Origin of the sequence: Buchnera aphidicola (Aphis craccivora) (assembly GCF_005082145.1) — a bacterium.
Lineage (GTDB): Bacteria > Pseudomonadota > Gammaproteobacteria > Enterobacterales > Enterobacteriaceae > Buchnera > Buchnera aphidicola_U.
Map to the genome: position 1 here is coordinate 111918 of NZ_CP034897.1, position 18909 is coordinate 130826.

An 18909-nucleotide genomic window follows, 5' to 3' on the forward strand; every position below is an offset into this window, starting at 1 on the left:
TTTATATTTTTTAAAATAAGTACTTTATGATTATTTTTTTGTATACTATATTAATTATTTGAATAAATGAAACATTAATTTTATGTCTATTACATCTAGAAAAATATTAGTTACTTGCGCTTTACCATATGCTAATGGTTCTATCCATATAGGACATATGCTTGAACATATCCAAGCAGATATTTGGGTTCGTTACCAAAGAATGCGAGGTCATGAAGTTTGGTTTATTTCTTCTGATGATGCGCATGGCACAGCTGTTATGTTACGTTCTAAAGATTCAGGAATATCAGAAAAACAGTTAATAAAAAATATTCACAAAGAGCATAAAATAGATTTTATGAATTTTAATATTTCTTATGATAATTATCATAATACACACAGTATAGAAAATTTATTTTTAGTTAGAAAAATATTTTCTTCTTTAAATAATAAGAAACTTTTAAATAAGAAAAAAATTATTCAATTTTATGATAATAAAGAAAAAATATTTCTTCCAGATAGGTTTATTAAAGGAACATGTCCTGTTTGTTATCAAGAAAATCAATATGGAGATATTTGTGAATTATGTGGTTCAATTTATGAACCTATAGATTTAATTGATTCTATTTCAGTAATTTCTGGAACTTCTCCAATTCTGAAAGAAACCGAGCATTTATATTTTAATTTACCAGCTTTTTCAGAAATGTTAAATAAATGGATATATTCTGGAGTTTTAGAAGGGTCAATAATCAAAAAAACAGAAGAATGGTTAAAATCAGGTTTAAAAACATGGTGTATTTCTCGTGATGCTCCATATTTTGGTTTTAAAATTCCAAATTGTTTAAATAAATATTTTTATGTTTGGTTAGATGCTCCTATTGGTTATATAAGTTCATTTAAAAATCTTTGTTTAAAAAACAAAAATTTAAATTTTAATGAATTTTGGAATGTAAATTCTAAATGTGAATTGTATCATTTTATTGGAAAAGATATTATTTATTTTCATACGTTATTTTGGCCTGCAATATTAGAAGCCTCTTCTTTTCGAAAACCTAATGGTATTTTTGTACATGGTCATCTTACATTTAACGGGCTAAAATTATCTAAATCTAAAGGTTATTTAATTAAAGCGTCAAATTGGTTAGAGTGTTTTGATTCTGATAGTCTTCGTTATTATTATGCAAGTAAATTAACAAATAATATTAATGATATTGAAATGAATTTAGATGACTTTGTATATAAAATTAATAGTGATATTGTAAATAAGTTAGTAAATTTGGCATCAAGAAGTGCTAGCTTTATTAACAAATATTTTAATGGATATTTATCCGATGAACTAGATGATTATAACTTATATAATTCTTTTGCTAATACAAAGAAAAAAATTGAAAATTTTTTTGAAAATAGAAAGTTTAGCGCAATTGTTCAAAGTTCTATGAACTTATTAGACATAGCAAATCAATATATAAATGAAAAAAAACCTTGGACGATTCAAAAAAACATAGAAAAAAATAATAAATTACATATGATTTGTACTATGGGAATTAATTTATTTAGAATAATTATGATTTTCTTAAAACCTATTTTACCTATTTTATCTAAAAAAACAGAATTTTTTTTGATTTCAAGTCTCGTTTGGAATGATATTCATAAACCATTATTATCTCAAAAAATAAAAGATTTTCCAAGATTATATGAAAGAATAAATTCTGATCAAATATTAAAATTATTAAAATTATCCAATTAATTTTTTAAATATCAAAAATATAAATTTATTTAATTAAATAAAAAATTATTATAAAAACTAAATTGAATAGTACTTATCCAGGATATATTCCATGTATTTTGATTATTTTTTTTTAGATTTTTAATTTTCTGATTAATAACAAATACGCCTAGTGCACTAATTAATTGATCGTTGTAAAATAAAAGAGGGATTTGATTACGTAACCAAGGAGGAATATTATGTTCTTGCCAAATTTTTTTGATATTTCTTCTTTTTTGTCTCCCTATAATTAATATTTTTCCTTTATGTTGAAAGCGAATATTAATTAATTCATTATTTTTTGGTATTGGTATGTTTATTCCTTCTTCTTTATTGTTTTTTATAATATATCCTAGATTATTAGGAAGAGTTAATTTACGATTAGTATCATGCCAAAATACAATCATATCTTTAATACTTTTTGTTATTTTAATAAAATAAAGATATTTTTTATAGGATCTTATTTCATTTTTTTCAATAGTCACTTTTATATTAGCGTTTTTTTGATTATATACAATTTCATTGTATATACGTTGGATAATTTTATATGATGGTAATTTAACGTTTTTTAAAGAAATCCAATATCGAATTAATGATTTACATAATTCTTCTTGTAAATTTTTAAAATTTTCAATTTTTAAAGAATCATTACAGTGAAGAAATTTTTGAATTTTTTCTTTTAGAAAAATATTTTTTAATTTAGTTTCTTCGTGACATATTATAGTGGTACGAAAACAATTTTTTAAAAAAAACGGCCATTTTTTTTCTAAAATTGGAAGTATTTTATGTCTTATAAAATTACGATCATAATTTATATTCAAGTTAGTAATATCTTCGATCCATGTTAATTTATTTAGATTAGCCCATTTTTCAAGTTCTTTTTTTGTTATTTTTAAAAAAGGACGAACAATTTTAGTTTTTCCAAAAATTGTTTCATAAGACATTGAAGATAATCCAGTAGGACCACTGCCTCTTTTTAGAGATAAAAAAAATGTTTCACATTGATCATTTAAATGATGCCCTGTAAGTAATATTTCTTTATTCAATAAATGGTTATAAATTAAGTTATATCTTTTAATACGTAATTTTTCTTCAATATTTTTTGTAATATTTATATTTATTTTTTCAATAATTAATGGTATATCATTTTTTTTACAAGTGCGAATACAGTGATTTTGCCATTTTTCTGATTGAGTATGAATATTATGATTAATATGAATAGCACGTATTTTAATTTGATCGTTTGTTTGTTTAATTTTTAATAATTGATATAATAATACTGTAGAATCCATTCCACCACTATATGCTATTAAGAATAGCTTATATTTATATTTTGCAATAATATCTTGAATCAAATAAGAATCGCCTGGTTTTAAATATATGTTATTTTTTATTACGTTCGAGTGGACTTGAACCACCAACTTCCACCATGTCATAGTGGCGCTCTAACCAATTGAGCTACGAACGTAAAATTTGAAAATAATTATTTCGAAAACATTTTATCATAAAAATATTTTTTTCTCTAGATGCACTTGTTAATTTATTATAAAAATAAATTTTTAAATATAAATAAAAAATATTTTTTAGATAATATCAAGTTAAGGGTATTTTATGTTTACAGGTATTGTTAATGGAATTGCTCAAGTTATTTCTATAGATAAGAAAAAACAATTATATACTTATACCATTAATTTTCCATCTGTTCTATTAAATAAATTACAACTTGGAGCTTCAGTTTCGCACAATGGATGTTGTTTAACAGTAAAAAAAATTGATAACTGTTATGTGATTTTTGACGTAATGAAAATAACACTTGAACATACCAATTTAGGATTTTTAAATATAGGAGATTACATTAACATTGAAAGATCTGTTAAGTATGGTGATGAAATTGGAGGGCATATAGTATCTGGTCATATTATGAATACTGCTGAAATATTTAAAATATTAAAATCAGATAATAATTATATTATATGGATTAAAGTAAAACATTTATCTTTAATGAAATATATTTTTTATAAAGGTTTTATTTGTATAGATGGAATCAGTTTAACGATTGTTAATGTTATTAAAAATATGTTTTGTGTAAGTATAATACCAGAAACATTATCTTTAACAACAATAGGTTATAAAAAAGTTGGAGAATTAGTTAATATTGAAATCGATTTATATACTCAAATAACTGTAGATACAACAGAACGGTTGCTTAATAATTTTCTTATTGCATACAAATAATTTAAAAATTTTTATAATCTGTTATTTAACTATATTTTATGTTTATAAATGGAAATTATAAGTGAAAAGTTATTTTTTATTTTTTATATCAAATATATTAATTGATAATTTTATTTTAGTAAAGTTTCTTGGTTTATGTCCTTTTACAGGAGCTTCAAATAAATTAGAAATAGCAGTAGGTATTAGCTTTTCTACTATTTTTGTTGTTTTTGTATCTACTATGATTTTATGGTGTATTAATTTTTTGATTTTATCTCCATTTAATTTAGTTTATTTGAGAATTATTATATATATGTTAGTAATTTCATTTCTTGTGCAATTTTTAGAAATAATTTTACGTAATACTAGTCCTTTTTTATATCGTATACTTGGTATTTTTTTACCATTAATTACAACTAATTGTGCAGTTTTAGCAATTCCTTTATTTTGTTTATATGAAAATTATACATTTTTAGATTCAATTTTTTACGCACTTAGTTCTTCTTTTGGATTTGCTTTGGTTATGATTATATTTGCAAGCATTAGAGAACGTATATTATTATCTGATGTTCCTGTGTTTTTTAAAGGCTCTCCTATTATTCTTATCACGATAAGTTTGATTTCTATTTCATTTATGGGATTTAGAGGTTTAATAAAAATTTAATTATGTCTATAATAATAATTATTTTAATTTTTTCTATTTTTTCTTTTATATTGGGTTTAATACTTTCATATGTTAATTATATTTTTCCTATAAAAACAGATTCTATAATAAATAAAATTAATTCCGAATTACCTCAAAGTCAATGCGGTAAATGTGGATATCCAGGTTGTTATCCTTACGCAAAAGCAATTATAAATAAAAATGAAAAAATTAATAAGTGTATACCTGGAGGAGAGCAGCTTATATTAACAATTACTAAATTATTAAATTTAGATAAAAATGTAGAAAATATAAATTTTAAAAACAAATCACTTTTATATACAACAGTAAAAATTGATGAAAAAAATTGTATAGGATGCTCTAAATGCGCTGCTTTTTGTCCGGTAGATGCAATAATTGGAGCTCCTAATTTTATGCATACAGTAGTACAAAAATTTTGTACTGGTTGTAACATTTGTTTATCACATTGCCCAACTAATTGCATTAAAATTATTAAAGAATAATATTATGTTAAAAATAAAATTTATTTTAAAAAAATATTTATTTAAAAAATTTTGGAAAAATTTTGTGCTGAATCTTATTAATAAAAAAAAAATATAATTTTTTAGGTGGAGTAGAATGCATATCAATAAAAGAAGAATCCAATAATCATATTCTTAGTTATCTCCCTAATCCTAAAGAGTTTTTTGTTTATATAAAATACAATACTTTAAAAAAAAATATGTTAAGAGTAAAAATTCATCAAAAAGTATTATGTGGTGAACCTTTAACTTTTGGTGATTGCTTCAGTGTTCCTGTTCATTCTCCTACTTCAGGTTTAATTAAAGATATTGAATTTTATTCTAATTATATTGGTTTTAACAAAGAAAATATAAAAATTACAATTATATCTGATTGCTTAGATCAATGGGTTAGATTAAAAAAAATTAATAATTATAAATTATATTCTGCTCAAAATTTAATAAAAATTATTTATCAATTAGGTGTAGTAGGGCTTGGAGGTGCTCATTTTTCTTCTTCTAAAAAATTAATGTTAAGCATTAACAAAGTACATACATTAGTTGTAAATGCAATTGAAAGTGATCCATATATAACTGCTGATTATTGTTTAATGAATAACTATTTAAATGAAATATTTACAGGATGTGAAATTATATCTTGGATATCTAAAGTAAAGTGTATTTATATTGTTATTCAAGAAGATAAAATTGAATTAATTGCACAAATTAAATTATTAATTAAAAATAAAAAATTATTTCAAATTTATATTTTTAAAAAAAAATATCCTGCAGGTAGTAGTAAAATTATAATTAAATCTTTAACAGGAAAGGAAATTCCTTATGGAAAACATTCTATAGATGTAGGTTATCTTATTTTTAATGTTTCGACTGTATATGCTATTAAAAGAGCTGTTATTAACGGAGAACCATTAATTCAAAGAATCGTCAGTTTTTATAATTATAAAAATAATTTATCTAAAAATTTTTTAATTAGGATAGGCACTCCTATAAATTTCTTTTTGAATTATTTAAAGATTAAAAATAATTTAGACTATATAATATATATAGGAGGTGCATTTATGAATAATTTACTTTTTGATTTAAATTATTCAATATCAAAAGACACAAATTGCATTTCAATAAGAAAACGTGAAAAAAAAGAAGAACAGTCTATTAATTATTCATGTATTAATTGTGGCTATTGTGTTCAAGTATGTCCAGTTAATTTATTGCCGCAAAAATTATATTTATATTCTAAAAATAACAATCATGAAAAAACAAAAGAATTTTATATTATGGATTGTATTGAGTGTCAAATTTGTGAAAAAGTTTGTCCTAGCAATATTCCATTAGTAAAATATTTTAAGATGGAAAAGATGACGCAAAATAAAATACGTATAGAAATTCAGCGAAAAAAAATGTTTTTTAATCATTTTAAAAAACGAGAAGAAAGAATATTAAATCAAAAAAAATTTTTTTATAAAAATAAAAATGATTTTAATAATAAAAATTTGATTAAGTCTAATACTTTAGAAAAAACATTAAAAACAGAATGTGTTGATAAAGAAGAAATAGAAAAAAATATTAGAAAAGAAATATTGAGATCTTCAATAAAACGTGCAAAATTAAAAAATAAAACTTTATAATCTTACTTTTTAAATAACATAAAAAATGAATCTTCCTTATATATACAATAATTACAATGTAAAAAAAATTATGTTTTTTGTTCTTATCGCATCTATTCCGGCTATATTAACAGAGTGTTATTTTTTTGGATTAGTGGTATTGATACAAATATTTTTATTTATAATATTTTCTTTACTATTTGAAATAATTATATTAAAAATACGTGGTAAAAAGATTAAAAATAATATATTAGATAATTCATCAATGGTAACTGCAGTATTGCTAGGTTTAAGTGTTCCTTCTACATTAACTTGGTGGATGATAATGTTTGCTTCTTTTTTTGCTATTGTTGTTTCGAAACATTTATATGGAGGATTAGGTCAAAATATATTTAATCCAGCTATGATTGGTTATGCCGTATTACTAATATCTTTTCCTTTATATATGAGTTCTTGGCACAAAGAAAATACCAAATTATTTTCTTTAAATGATTTGAAAATTTCAATAAATAAAATTTTATATAAAACAAATAAAAGTAATGATTTTCTAGATAATGATCCTGATATTTTTACAGAAGCAACTCCTTTAAATGATTTTAAAAATAGATCCCGTATTTCTTATAATTTTTCTTTGGAAAATATAACTCTAAAAAATAAAAAAATAACTGTTTTTTCATCTTGGAATTATATTAATATAAGTTTTTTATTAGGTGGTTTTTTTTTATTATATAAAAGAATTATTTGTTGGCGTATTCCATTTAGTTTTTTATTCACTTTATTTATTGTTTCTACTATTATTTATTTTTTTTCAACTAATCTTGTTCTGTCTCCATTTTTTCATCTTTTTTCTGGTGGCACAATGATGTGTGCTTTTTTTATCTCTACTGATCCAGTTACAACTTCTTATAGTAATATAGGAAAAATAATTTTTGGTTCAATAATTGGTTTTTTAGTTTATATAATTCGAAATTATAGTGATTATCCAGATGGAGTTGCTTTTTCGGTCTTATTTGGGAATATGTTAGCACCACTAATAGATAATTTTTTAAAAACGTCTGGATATGGACATAAAAAAGTATGAAGCATTTTAAAAAAATATTAAAAAATTCATTTATAATGAGTATTTTTTCTATTTTATCTTTATGTGTTGTTGGATATATAAATTATATTACAGAAAACCAAATAAAAAATCAAAAAGAACAAGAAAAAAAAATGTTTATCCAGCAAGTAATACCCTATAGTATTTATAATACTTATAAAGAAGAAAAATATTTAGTAAGCAATGAATTATTAGGAGATTTTAAAAAACATAATTTATGGTTATTATTTCACGATAAAATAGCAAAAATTGCTATTGTTGAAAGTACAGCTCCAGATGGATATTCTGGTTCGATCTATATATTAGTGGCTGCGTATTTAAATGGAAAAATTATTGGTGTAAGAGTTTTATCTCATAAAGAAACTCCTGGAATTGGAGATAAAATTGATATATCAATTTCTAATTGGATAACTAAATTTAAAAATTTAAGTGTTATAAATGAAAAAGATAATAATGTTTTATTAAAAAAATATGGGGGTCAAATTGATCAATTTACAGGCGCAACTATTACTCCACAAGCAGTTACTAATGCTATAAAAAGAACAGTTATTTTTGTGAAAAAAATACCATTAATATTTGATTTAAAGAGATAAAAATTTATGAAATGGAATAATTTTTTCAAGAAAAGATTATGGTCTAATAACTCTTCTTTAGTTCAGCTTTTAGGTTTATGTCCAGTTTTAGCTATGACTACAAATGTAGTAAATGCAATAGGATTAGGGATTTCTACAACGTTTATTTTAACTATTACAAATAGTATTATTTCTGTATTTAAATATGTTATACCTAAAAATATTAGAATTCCTATTTTTATGTTAATTGTTTCTTCGACAGTTACTTGTATAGAAATGATATTACATGCATATCAATTTAATTTATATAAATCATTAGGTGTTTTTATTCCTTTAATAGTTACGAATTGTATTGTAATTGGTCGAGCAGAATCTATAGCTTATAAAAATTCTATTTTAGTTTCTTTTTTTGATGGGTTATTAACCGGATTAGGATCAACATTAGCAATGTTTTTTATAGGATTAATACGAGAAATATTAGGTCATGGAACCTTTTTGTTTGGTATTCATAAAATTTTTAACAATTTAGGAACTGATTGTTTTTTTAAATTATTTAATAAAGACATAATCATTTTAATTGCATCTCCTCCTGGAGGATTTTTAGTATTAGGTTTTTTAATTGCTTTTAAAAATTGTTTAGATAAGAATAAAGAAAAAAAGAAAAAAAAATGTTTAAAATGTATTCATTCAAGTTTTAAAAAATAATATAAAAATATGAATAAAAAAAAACGTTATGCCATTTTGTCATTGTTTCATGAACATCAACCAAATCCGATGACAGAATTACTTTTTTCATCAGATTTTGAACTATTAATATCGTTAATATTATCTTCTCAATCAACTGATGCAATAGTAAATAAAATAACTTTTGTTTTATTTAAAGTTGCTAATACACCTGAAAGTATTTTACAATTAGGTATAGAAAAATTAAAATTTTATATTAAAAGTGTTGGTTTATATAATGTTAAAGCTAAATATATTTTTCAAACATCTTTTTTACTATTTAATAAATATAAGAACAAAATTCCCGAAGACCGTATTAAACTAGAATCCTTGCCTGGAGTAGGTAGAAAAATTGCAAATATTATTTTAAATTTATTGTTTAATAAAAACACTATCGCTGTAGATACGCATGTTTTCCGGGTTTCCAATCGTACTGGTTTTGCTAAAGGAAAAAGTGTAATAAAAGTTGAACAAAAATTAATACAAGTTGTACCATCTATTTTTAAAAAAAATGTTCATTTTTGGTTTGTTTATCATGGTCGCTATATTTGTAAAGCAAGAAAACAAAAGTGTAATATTTGTTTGATAAGCAAATTTTGTGAATTTATTAATATATGAATATATAAGTGATTATTGTAGACGTAATTTTACCTTTTCCAATTAGAGAGTATTTTAGCTATATACTCCCATATTCAATGCGACCTATAATTGGTGGACGTGTTTTAGTACCTTTTCATTCAAAAGATACTATAGGCGTTATTGTGGCAATTCACCAAAAAAAAAACATAAATAATTTAAATTTTAAACTTGTAAAATGTATTATTGATAATCAACCAGTTTTAAATGATTCATTATTAAATATATTAATATGGTTGAGCAAATATTATTATTATCCTATAGGAAGTATGTTATTTTCAATTTTACCAAATATTTTAAAATCTAAAGATATAAATGAAAAAAATAAAAAATTTTGTTTTGAAAAAAATATAAATCAAGTTAATCAATTTAAAATTAATAAAAAGTTTTCTTTAAGTAACAAAATTTTATTAAAGATAAATAAAATTTTAGTTCAAAATTCTTTTAAATTTTGGTTAATATCAGAAATTAATTTATATGTAAAGATTAAATTTTATTTAGGATTATTTAAAAAATTTTTAAAAAAAAATTTACAAATTTTAATTATTGTTCCTTTTATAAAAGATATATATAGAATATTATTTTTATTAAAAAAATATTTTAATGTTCCAATTAATATTGTTCATTCTAATTTAAGTGATAAAATATTTTTTGATATCTGGGTTAAAACTAAAAATGGAAAAAATTCTATTGTTATAGGAACAAAAGAAAGTATTTTTTTTCCTTTTTTAAAATTAGGTTTAATTATTATTTTTGAAGAACATAATTTAATTTATAAAAATTTAAATAAATTTAACTTGAATATTAGAGATATATCAATATTAAGAGCATGCAAAGAAAATATACCTATTATTTTAGATTCAAATACACCGTCTTTAAAAACATTATATAATGTTGTTCATAAAAAAATTTTTTGGATAAATTTTAATCAAAAAAATACTTCTTTAATTTTAAAAAATAAAATTATTGATTTAAAAAAAGAGAAAATAAGAACTGGTTTATCAGATACTTTGATTAATAAAATCTTTGAAAATATAAAAAAAAATTTTTCAGTTTTATTGATCTTTAATCCATCTGATTTTATTTTTTTAGGTCTAATTTGTAATAATTGTAATTGGATTCCTAAGTGTAATTTTTGTCATGATTACTACAAAATAAATAAACACAATAATACTATATTTTGTAGTTATTGTTTAATTAATTATAAAAAACCTTTATTTTGTTATAATTGTAATTTTTTTCCATTAACTAAATTTAATTTTGGTATAAAAAAAATAAAAAAGAATATAAAAAAAATATTTCCTAACATACCAATATTATTTTTAACAAATTTAAAAGATACTATAATAAAAAAATTGAATTTCAATATTTCTCAGTTTTCTATTTTACATCCTGGGATTATTGTTACTACAGAAAAAATAGTTCAAAATTATTATTTCCCTAAAGTAAGATTAATTGGTTTGGTTAATATCGACCATTATTTTTTTTCTTTTAATTTTAATAATACTGAATATTTTTCTCAATTTTATTTTAATCTTGTGAACTTGATACAAAAAAATTCAAAATTTTTAAATATATTTATTCAAACATCAACTCCTGATAATGAAGATTTAATAAATATATGTAATAAAAAATATCTATTTTATGCTCGGAAAATATTAATTTCAAGAAAGAATTTTTTATTACCTCCATGGAATTTTCAAGTAGTTTTATATTGTCAAAGTAAAAATTTTAAAAAAAGTTTTATTTTTTTAAAATTTATATATATTTTTTTAAAAAAACGATCTAAAAAGGATAATATTTTTTTGTGGTTTTCAGGTCCCGACCCTGTTTTTTTAATATCTCAAAAAAAACATATTTATAAATTATTAATACAATGTTCTTCCCATGTTTATTTGCAAAAAATATTACGAAAATCGCTTGAAATTTCAAAATATTTTTCTATTTTTAATAATGTTAAATGGTTTTTTAAATTTTGATATTACTTAATTTTAATAAAATAGACTTTTATATGTCTTATTTATTGAAGTTTAAAATAAATTAGCATAAAATATTTAACTAATTTAAGTTTTTATGTTAAAAAGGTTTTTAATGAATGATGTTAATTTAATAGATGAGTTAAGACAAAGAAATTTAATATCTCATATTACAAATGAAAATATATTAAAAAAAAATATTGAGAATAATTTTATTTCACTCTATTGTGGATTTGATCCTACTGAAGAAAGCTTGCATATAGGTCATCTTTTACCTTTAATTACTCTAAAAAGATTTCAAATGAAAGGTCATACACCTATTGTTTTAATTGGAGGAGCTACAAGTCTTATTGGAGATCCTAGTTTTAAAGAAAAAGAACGTTTGTTAAATTATGATAATAATATTGATATATGGTCGATTAAAATAAGCAAACAAATATCTTCTTTTCTAGATGTTAGTAGTCTTAATAAAATGAACAATGTAATTATATTAAACAATAAAAATTGGTTTAAAAAGATTAATATCTTATCATTTCTGCGTGATGTGGGTAAACATTTTTCAATTAATACTATGATTAATAGAGAAGCAGTAAAACAACGTATTAAAAGATTAGATCAAGGTATTTCTTTTACAGAGTTTTCATACAACTTATTGCAAGCATATGATTTTTTTATATTAAATAAAGAAAAACAAGTATCTCTCCAAATTGGGGGATCTGATCAATGGGGAAATATTTCTGCAGGCATGCACTTAATAAATAAACTTTCTAAAAAACAAGTACATGGTTTAACATTACCCTTGCTTATACAATCTAATGGTGTTAAATTTGGAAAAACAGAATCTGGAACTATTTGGTTAGATTCTCAAAAAACTAGTCCCTATAAATTTTATCAGTTTTGGAAAAATATAGAAGATTCTAATGTTTATAATTTTTTAAAATTATTTACTTTTTTAGATTGTCATGAAATTAATCAAAGAGAAATAAATAAATATAAAAATAATCAAATTATTAATGATAAATCTTATTTGTCTAAATATATGACTCGTTTAGTACATGGTGAAGAAAATTTACTAGCTGCAGAAAGAATTACAAATATTCTTTTTTTAAAGAATATAGATGAAATAAAAAAATCTGATTTACAACAACTAAAAAAAGATGGAATACCTTCTATTGAAGCATGTCAAATTAAAGATTTACAAGAAGCGTTGGTATTATGCTCTTTAGCTCAATCTCGAACACAAGCAAAAAACATGATAATATCTAATTCTATATCTATTAATACTAATAAAATTATAAATAAAAATCATGTTTTTAATGATAATGATAAATTATTCAATCAATTTACTTTAATTTCAAGAGGAAAAAAACATCATTGTCTTATAGATTGGAAATAATTTTTTTATTACATACTGATTCAATCATTAATTGCAAAACTTTCTCCACAGCCACAAAACTTTTCTAATTTAGGATTATTAAATTTAAATACTTGATTAATATTGTTTTTTATAAAATCAATTTTAACACCATCTAAAAATGGTATATCTTTTTTAGAGACTTGTATCAAAATATTTTCATAAAAAAAAATTATATTATCTTCTTTTTCTGGTGTTTTTTTAGTGTTAAAAAATTCCATTATATATCGAAAACCTGCACATCCAGATTTTTTTATACTTAATTTTATTCCTTGATTTTCTGTATTAAGATTCATTAAAAACAATATTTGTTTGATAGCGCTTTTAGTAATTTTAATTCCTTTCCATTTATGTTGATTAAATAAATAAGTATTTTCTTGTTTTTTTTTCATTTTTTTTCTCTTTATTACTTTTAATAAAAAATATTTTTTTCAAAAATAATGCAAATCTCTTTATATATCTTTTTAAAGAGTATTATTTTTCTTTCATAATTTTTAAAAATTTAATGTTATAATTTTTTAATTATTTATTACTCATCATCTATAATATCAAGATATCTATCTGTAAAAATATTGAGGTGAAAGAATTATATGCAAAATCCAAAAGAAAAAATGGATTTATCGCAGTTTATTTTATCATTAATATTTATTATTGCTATAAGTATTACGAGTTTTTTAATAATAAAACCATTTATATTAGGGTTTTCATGGGCTAGTACAATTGTAATTGCAACTTGGCCTCTTATGCTGAAAATAGAAAAATTTCTAGGAGGAAGACGTATCATTGCTCTTATTAGTATGATTGTGATTTTATTATTATTATTTATTATTCCTATAGTACTTTTAGTAAATAGTTTGATTGCAACAAGTATCCCTCTTATTCATTGGTTTAGTTCAAATACTTTAGAATTTCCGGAATTAATTTGGCTTCAAGATATACCACTTATTGGAAAAAAAATTTTTATTAGTTACAAAGAGTTATTAGATAGTGATGGAGCCGAATTAATTAAAGAAGTTAGACCATATATGGGTCGTACAACTGAATTTTTTATAATTCAAGCTAAAAATTTTGGATTATTTGTCATGCATTTAACTTTAATGTTGATATTTAGTATTTTGCTTTATTGGAATGGTGAAAAAATTAGTAATATGATTCGACAATTTGCATCTCGTATCCATTCTAAAAATGGAGATGCTATTATTTCATTGACAGTTCGAGCTGTTAGATCTGTTGCATTAGGAGTTGTAGTAACAGCTTTAATTCAAGCTTTTTTATCTGGGTTAGGTTTATTGTTTTCAGGTGTCCCATATTGGACTTTGTTAATGATTTTAATTGTTTTTTCTTGTTTAATTCAGTTAGGTCCATTGCCAATTTTAATACCATCTATTATATGGCTTTATTGGCACGGTAATAATACATGCGGTACATTATTATTAATTTGGAGCTGTTTTGTATTTATATTAGATAACATACTTCGACCTTTTTTTATACGAATGGGTTCTGATTTGCCTACTTTTTTAATTTTATCAGGAGTTATAGGTGGTTTAATAACTTTTGGGATGATTGGATTATTTATTGGCCCAGTGGTTTTGGTGATATTATATAGATTAACAATATCTTGGATATATGGTGTTTCTATTAATTCATTTATTAATAATATAGATGTGAAATCAAAGATAAATTAATACGATGACAATCTTTAAATTTTAAGTTGTAAAAATATATTAGTTAATTTAATCTAAAAAATAGAATAAGCACTTTTAAAAAATAAATAAAAAATTATGATATTATAAAAAATAATTTAATTATGTTTAATATTTACTGAACAGAATATTAATAATCTTGTATAATTGTATTATTTTTAGGATTTTATATTCATTTTATTTCCTATTTTAAGCTTCTTTTATTATGTTTAAAGTATACTATTATACTTCTTTTCTCTAAAAATATAATATTTCTTTTTTATTTTATAAAATTTATTAGAGATAAGTTTATGATTAATTAGTTTATCGTGATTTTATCACATCTTGATATTCTTTTTAGGATAAAATTCATTTAGAGAATAAAATGAAAAAAACAGATGAACTACGTACAATACGAATTGATTCATTAATAACTCCTTCTGAATTAGCAAAAAAATATGTTATCACTTCAGAGATTATGGATAATGTTATTATAACAAGACAAAATATTGCTCGTATTATGACTGGTGAAGATTTACGTTTGCTTGTTGTAATAGGTCCATGCTCTGTTCATGATCCTATAGCTGCAGTTGAATATGCTCATCGATTATACGAATTACGTAAACAATATAAAGATCGTCTTGAAATTATAATGCGTACATATTTTGAAAAACCAAGAACCGTAGTAGGTTGGAAAGGTTTAATTTCAGATCCAGATTTAGATGGTAGTTTTAAAGTAAATCATGGACTTTCTGTTGCTCGTAAATTGTTATTAGATATTAATACATTAGGAATGCCTGCTGCAACAGAATTTTTAGATATAGTAGTAGGTCAATTTATTGCAGATTTAATTAGTTGGGGAGCTATTGGAGCTAGAACAACTGAAAGCCAAATTCACAGAGAAATGGCTTCTGCACTTTCATGTCCAGTAGGATTTAAGAATGGAACTGATGGAAATATACGTATTGCAATTGATGCTATTAGAGCTGCAAAAGCTCGTCATTTATTCTTTGCCCCAAATAAAGATGGACAAATGACTATCAATCATACTAGTGGAAATCCATATGGACATATTATTATGAGAGGTGGTCGAACTCCCAATTATCATGCTAAAGATGTTGAATTGGCAATAAAAGATTTACGTGAATTTAATTTAACTGAACACTTAATGATTGATTTTAGTCATGGTAATTGTTTAAAAGAACATATTCGTCAAAAAAATGTTGCTATATCTGTTGCAAAACAAATTGCTTTAGGATCAAAAAATATATTTGGAGTAATGATTGAAAGTTTTTTAAAAGAAGGTTTTCAAAAAGTTTCAAAAAACAAACCGTTAATATATGGACAATCAATTACTGATGCGTGTTTAAATTGGGAAGATAGTGTTCTAATTATTAAACAATTAGCAGATGCAGTAGATACTCGTTTTTAGTTTATATGCTAGTCAAAATATTGACTAGCATGTTTTAGTTTAATAAATGAAATTTTATAAAAATTAAATTTTTATAATTTATTAAAAACATTTTCAAATAAAGGGTATATAAGAATGCCTGTAATAAAATTTTATGATGGGAGTAAAGAAATTTACGAGCATTCTATTTCATTAAAAGAAATTTTAAAACATAAATATCCTAATATAATTCAATCTTTCATTGCTATTTCTATAAATGGAAATTTTGCTAATTTAAATACTTTGATTACAGAAGATTCTTCTATCCAATGTATTAGTAAAAAAGATCTTTATGCATTAAATATTATTCGATGTTCATGCATGCAACTTTTAAATTATTCGATTAAAACAATATGGCCACTATGTAAAATTGCAGATAGCAAAGTTACAAGTGATGGCTTTTATTGCGACATAGATATGGAAAAGAGAATTTTAGAAAAAGATCTTGTTTTAATAGAAAAAGAAATGAAAGTTCTTTTGAAAAAAAAATATAATATTTTAAATAAAAAAGTTTCTTTTAATGATGCTTTAAGAGAATTTAAAAAACAATCAGAGACGTATAAAGTTGATTTAATTAAAAATAATTTTCTAGAAAATGATGTAATTTCTTTATATTATCACGAAAATTATATAGATTTTGATATTGGAATGCAGGTTTTTAATATAAAGTTTTGTAAATATTTTAAATTGCAAAAAATTGGAGGAGTTTATTGGAAAGGTAATAAAAAAAATAAAATGTTACAACGTATTTATGCAACTGCTTGGTTAAATCAAGAAGAATTAGATAAACATTTAATTTATATTAGTGAAGTAAAAAAAAGAGATCATAGAAAAATTAATAAATATTTAAAATTATATCATATTCAAGACGAATCTCCTGGAATGATTTTTTGGCATAATAATGGGTGGATTATTTTTAATGAATTAGAAAATTTTGTTCGAGAAAAATTAAAAGAATATGAATACAAAGAAGTAAAAACGCCTTTATTAATAGATAAATCAATATGGGGAAAAAGCGGTCATTGGGACAACTATAAAGATGCTATTTTTACTACTTCTTCAGAAAATAGAGAATATTGTATCAAACCTATGAATTGTCCTGGACATGTTCAAATTTTTAACATTGGATTAAAATCTTATCGAGATTTACCTATTCGTATGGCGGAGTTTGGAAGTTGTCATAGAAATGAATCTTCAGGATCTTTGCATGGTCTTATGAGAGTGCGTAATTTTACTCAAGATGATGCTCATATATTTTGTACTCAATCACAAATACATTCTGAAATAAATAATTGCATTAAAATGATATATGATTTATATAGCATATTTAATTTTAAAAAAATTTTAATAAAATTTTCAACTCGACCAAAGAAACGTATTGGTGATGATATAATTTGGGATAAAGCAGAAAAAGATTTATCTAATGCATTAATAAAAAATAATTTGAAATTTGAATATCAATTAGGAGAAGGTGCTTTTTACGGTCCTAAAATTGAATTTATTTTACAAGATTCTTTAAATAGAAATTGGCAATGTGGAACAATTCAGTTAGATTTTTATTTGCCACTTCGTTTAAATTCATTTTATATTAATGAACATAATAAAAAAAGTATTCCTATAATCATTCATCGAGCTATATTAGGTTCAATTGAGCGTTTTATTGGAATATTGATAGAAGAGTGTTCTGGTAAATTACCAACATGGCTATCTCCAGTGCAAGTTGTAGTAATTGGTATTAAAAACATTTATTCTGTTTATATAAATAAAATAGTTAAAAAATTTAATTTTTTAAAAATTCGTGTTGAATCAGATTTAAGAAACGAAAAAATAGGTCTTAAAATTCGTGAACATACTTTACGTCAGATTCCATATATATTGATTTGTGGCGAAAAAGAAGTTCAAACTAACACAGTTTCTATTAGAAGTAGAAATGGAAATAATCTTGGGATCATAGATGTTGATTTATTTATTAAAAAACTACAAAAAGAAATATTTACTCGTAGTTTTTTTCAAATGGAGGAATAAGGTATTAAAGTCGGAAAAAGAACTCAATTGATAAGACCAAATCGTATTAATAACGAAATTCGCGCAACTAAAGTTCGTCTTACAGGGGTTGATGGCGATCAAATTGGCATAGTTAATTTACGTGAAGCTTTAGAAAAATCTGAAGAATTAGGATTAGATTTAGTAGAAATTAGCCCTAATGCAGAGCCACCAGTTTGTCGTATTATGGATTATGGTAAATTTCTTTATGAAAAAAGTAAATCTTCTAAAGAACAGAAAAAAAAACAAAAAGTTGTTCAAGTAAAAGAAATTAAATTTCGACCTGGAACTGACGAAGGAGACTACCAAGTTAAATTGCGAAACTTAATTCGTTTTTTAGAAGATGGTGATAAAGTTAAAATTACCTTGCGATTTAGAGGTCGAGAAATGGCGCATCAAAAAATAGGTGTAAATGTATTGAATAGAGTAAAAAACGATTTAATTGAGTTAGCAAATGTTGAATCGTTTCCATCTAAAATTGAAGGTCGTCAAATGATAATGGTTTTAGCGCCGAAAAAAAAATAGTAGTTTTTGACTAAACGTGTTCAAAAATAAATATAATTATTT

17 protein-coding genes and 1 tRNA gene are annotated in these 18909 nt (G+C 22.6%); 15 read left to right on the forward strand and 3 right to left on the reverse strand.

Annotated features, from left to right (window positions below; translation table 11 throughout):
* Window positions 1–82 precede the first annotated feature (82 nt).
* On the forward strand, window positions 83–1726 hold the full coding sequence (metG, locus tag D9V60_RS00550; RefSeq protein WP_158360424.1) for a methionine--tRNA ligase: 1644 nt from the start codon (window positions 83–85) through the stop codon (window positions 1724–1726).
* A 29-nt stretch (window positions 1727–1755) separates the two neighbouring features.
* Here the strand turns inward: metG and tilS are convergent, their stop codons facing one another.
* Complete coding sequence (gene tilS / locus D9V60_RS00555) at window positions 1756–3162, reverse strand: tRNA lysidine(34) synthetase TilS (protein WP_258013339.1); 1407 nt, start codon at window positions 3160–3162, stop codon at window positions 1756–1758.
* Window positions 3139–3212: transfer RNA gene (locus D9V60_RS00560), tRNA-Val, on the reverse strand. The genes tilS and D9V60_RS00560 overlap by 24 nt, the downstream gene beginning before the upstream one ends.
* 143 nt (window positions 3213–3355) lie before the next feature.
* Here D9V60_RS00560 and D9V60_RS00565 point away from each other — a divergent pair.
* From D9V60_RS00565 to tyrS, 10 genes are all read left to right on the forward strand, one after another.
* Window positions 3356–3979, forward strand: coding sequence for a riboflavin synthase subunit alpha (locus tag D9V60_RS00565; protein WP_158360425.1), 624 nt, complete (start codon window positions 3356–3358; stop codon window positions 3977–3979).
* Window positions 3980–4040: 61 nt separating this feature from the next.
* On the forward strand, window positions 4041–4622 hold the full coding sequence (rsxA, locus tag D9V60_RS00570) for an electron transport complex subunit RsxA (protein ID WP_158360426.1): 582 nt from the start codon (window positions 4041–4043) through the stop codon (window positions 4620–4622).
* Between the two features lie 2 nt (window positions 4623–4624).
* A complete protein-coding gene (locus D9V60_RS00575; protein WP_158360427.1) occupies window positions 4625–5125 on the forward strand; it encodes an RnfABCDGE type electron transport complex subunit B in 501 nt (166 codons plus the stop codon).
* A gap of 80 nt (window positions 5126–5205) precedes the next feature.
* Window positions 5206–6768, forward strand: a complete 1563-nt coding sequence (rsxC, locus tag D9V60_RS00580) for an electron transport complex subunit RsxC (RefSeq protein WP_158360428.1) — start codon at window positions 5206–5208, stop codon at window positions 6766–6768.
* A 25-nt stretch (window positions 6769–6793) separates the two neighbouring features.
* Window positions 6794–7828: an RnfABCDGE type electron transport complex subunit D gene (locus D9V60_RS00585; protein ID WP_158360429.1), complete on the forward strand. Its 1035-nt coding sequence runs from the start codon at window positions 6794–6796 to the stop codon at window positions 7826–7828.
* Window positions 7825–8439: an electron transport complex subunit RsxG gene (rsxG, locus tag D9V60_RS00590; RefSeq protein ID WP_158360430.1), complete on the forward strand. Its 615-nt coding sequence runs from the start codon at window positions 7825–7827 to the stop codon at window positions 8437–8439. Before D9V60_RS00585 ends, rsxG begins: the two co-directional genes overlap by 4 nt.
* Window positions 8440–8445: 6 nt before the next feature.
* Window positions 8446–9123: an electron transport complex subunit E gene (locus tag D9V60_RS00595; protein WP_158360431.1), complete on the forward strand. Its 678-nt coding sequence runs from the start codon at window positions 8446–8448 to the stop codon at window positions 9121–9123.
* A gap of 9 nt (window positions 9124–9132) precedes the next feature.
* Window positions 9133–9759 (forward strand): endonuclease III, encoded by a 627-nt coding sequence (nth, locus tag D9V60_RS00600; RefSeq protein ID WP_158360432.1) that lies wholly within the window; start codon window positions 9133–9135, stop codon window positions 9757–9759.
* A gap of 8 nt (window positions 9760–9767) precedes the next feature.
* Window positions 9768–11756 (forward strand): primosomal protein N', encoded by a 1989-nt coding sequence (gene priA / locus D9V60_RS00605; protein WP_180818849.1) that lies wholly within the window; start codon window positions 9768–9770, stop codon window positions 11754–11756.
* Window positions 11757–11868: 112 nt separating this feature from the next.
* The gene (tyrS, locus tag D9V60_RS00610) at window positions 11869–13149 is read left to right on the forward strand and encodes a tyrosine--tRNA ligase (protein ID WP_158360433.1); all 1281 of its coding nucleotides are present in this window, start codon (window positions 11869–11871) and stop codon (window positions 13147–13149) included.
* 20 nt (window positions 13150–13169) lie between these two features.
* On the opposite strand, the gene D9V60_RS00615 is transcribed toward tyrS, so the two are convergent.
* On the reverse strand, window positions 13170–13559 hold the full coding sequence (locus D9V60_RS00615; protein WP_158360434.1) for an iron-sulfur cluster assembly accessory protein: 390 nt from the start codon (window positions 13557–13559) through the stop codon (window positions 13170–13172).
* A 198-nt stretch (window positions 13560–13757) separates the two neighbouring features.
* Between D9V60_RS00615 and ydiK the strand changes: the two genes are divergently transcribed.
* The 4 genes from ydiK to infC all read left to right on the forward strand — a co-directional run bounded on the left by ydiK (window position 13758) and on the right by infC (window position 18867).
* On the forward strand, window positions 13758–14852 hold the full coding sequence (gene ydiK / locus D9V60_RS00620; RefSeq protein ID WP_158360435.1) for an AI-2E family transporter YdiK: 1095 nt from the start codon (window positions 13758–13760) through the stop codon (window positions 14850–14852).
* A 382-nt stretch (window positions 14853–15234) separates the two neighbouring features.
* Entirely contained in the window at window positions 15235–16281 is a 1047-nt protein-coding gene (locus tag D9V60_RS00625; protein WP_158360436.1) for a 3-deoxy-7-phosphoheptulonate synthase, read from the forward strand.
* 114 nt (window positions 16282–16395) lie between these two features.
* Window positions 16396–18324 (forward strand): threonine--tRNA ligase, encoded by a 1929-nt coding sequence (gene thrS, locus D9V60_RS00630; RefSeq protein ID WP_158360437.1) that lies wholly within the window; start codon window positions 16396–16398, stop codon window positions 18322–18324.
* 3 nt (window positions 18325–18327) lie between these two features.
* A complete protein-coding gene (gene infC / locus D9V60_RS00635) occupies window positions 18328–18867 on the forward strand; it encodes a translation initiation factor IF-3 (protein WP_158360438.1) in 540 nt (179 codons plus the stop codon).
* The last annotated feature ends 42 nt before the right edge of the window (window positions 18868–18909 follow it).

Excerpts from the sequence above, each read along its gene's own strand:
- metG (WP_158360424.1), top strand. The coding sequence starts at position 83 with ATGTCTATTACATCTAGAAAAATATTAGTTACTTGCGCTTTACCATAT.
- D9V60_RS00565 (WP_158360425.1), top strand. The coding sequence starts at position 3,356 with ATGTTTACAGGTATTGTTAATGGAATTGCTCAAGTTATTTCTATAGAT.
- D9V60_RS00575 (WP_158360427.1), top strand. The coding sequence starts at position 4,625 with ATGTCTATAATAATAATTATTTTAATTTTTTCTATTTTTTCTTTTATA.
- D9V60_RS00585 (WP_158360429.1), top strand. The coding sequence starts at position 6,794 with ATGAATCTTCCTTATATATACAATAATTACAATGTAAAAAAAATTATG.
- rsxG (WP_158360430.1), top strand. The coding sequence starts at position 7,825 with ATGAAGCATTTTAAAAAAATATTAAAAAATTCATTTATAATGAGTATT.
- D9V60_RS00595 (WP_158360431.1), top strand. The coding sequence starts at position 8,446 with ATGAAATGGAATAATTTTTTCAAGAAAAGATTATGGTCTAATAACTCT.
- nth (WP_158360432.1), top strand. The coding sequence starts at position 9,133 with ATGAATAAAAAAAAACGTTATGCCATTTTGTCATTGTTTCATGAACAT.
- tyrS (WP_158360433.1), top strand. The coding sequence starts at position 11,869 with ATGAATGATGTTAATTTAATAGATGAGTTAAGACAAAGAAATTTAATA.
- D9V60_RS00615 (WP_158360434.1), bottom strand. The coding sequence starts at position 13,559 with ATGAAAAAAAAACAAGAAAATACTTATTTATTTAATCAACATAAATGG.
- ydiK (WP_158360435.1), top strand. The coding sequence starts at position 13,758 with ATGCAAAATCCAAAAGAAAAAATGGATTTATCGCAGTTTATTTTATCA.
- D9V60_RS00625 (WP_158360436.1), top strand. The coding sequence starts at position 15,235 with ATGAAAAAAACAGATGAACTACGTACAATACGAATTGATTCATTAATA.
- thrS (WP_158360437.1), top strand. The coding sequence starts at position 16,396 with ATGCCTGTAATAAAATTTTATGATGGGAGTAAAGAAATTTACGAGCAT.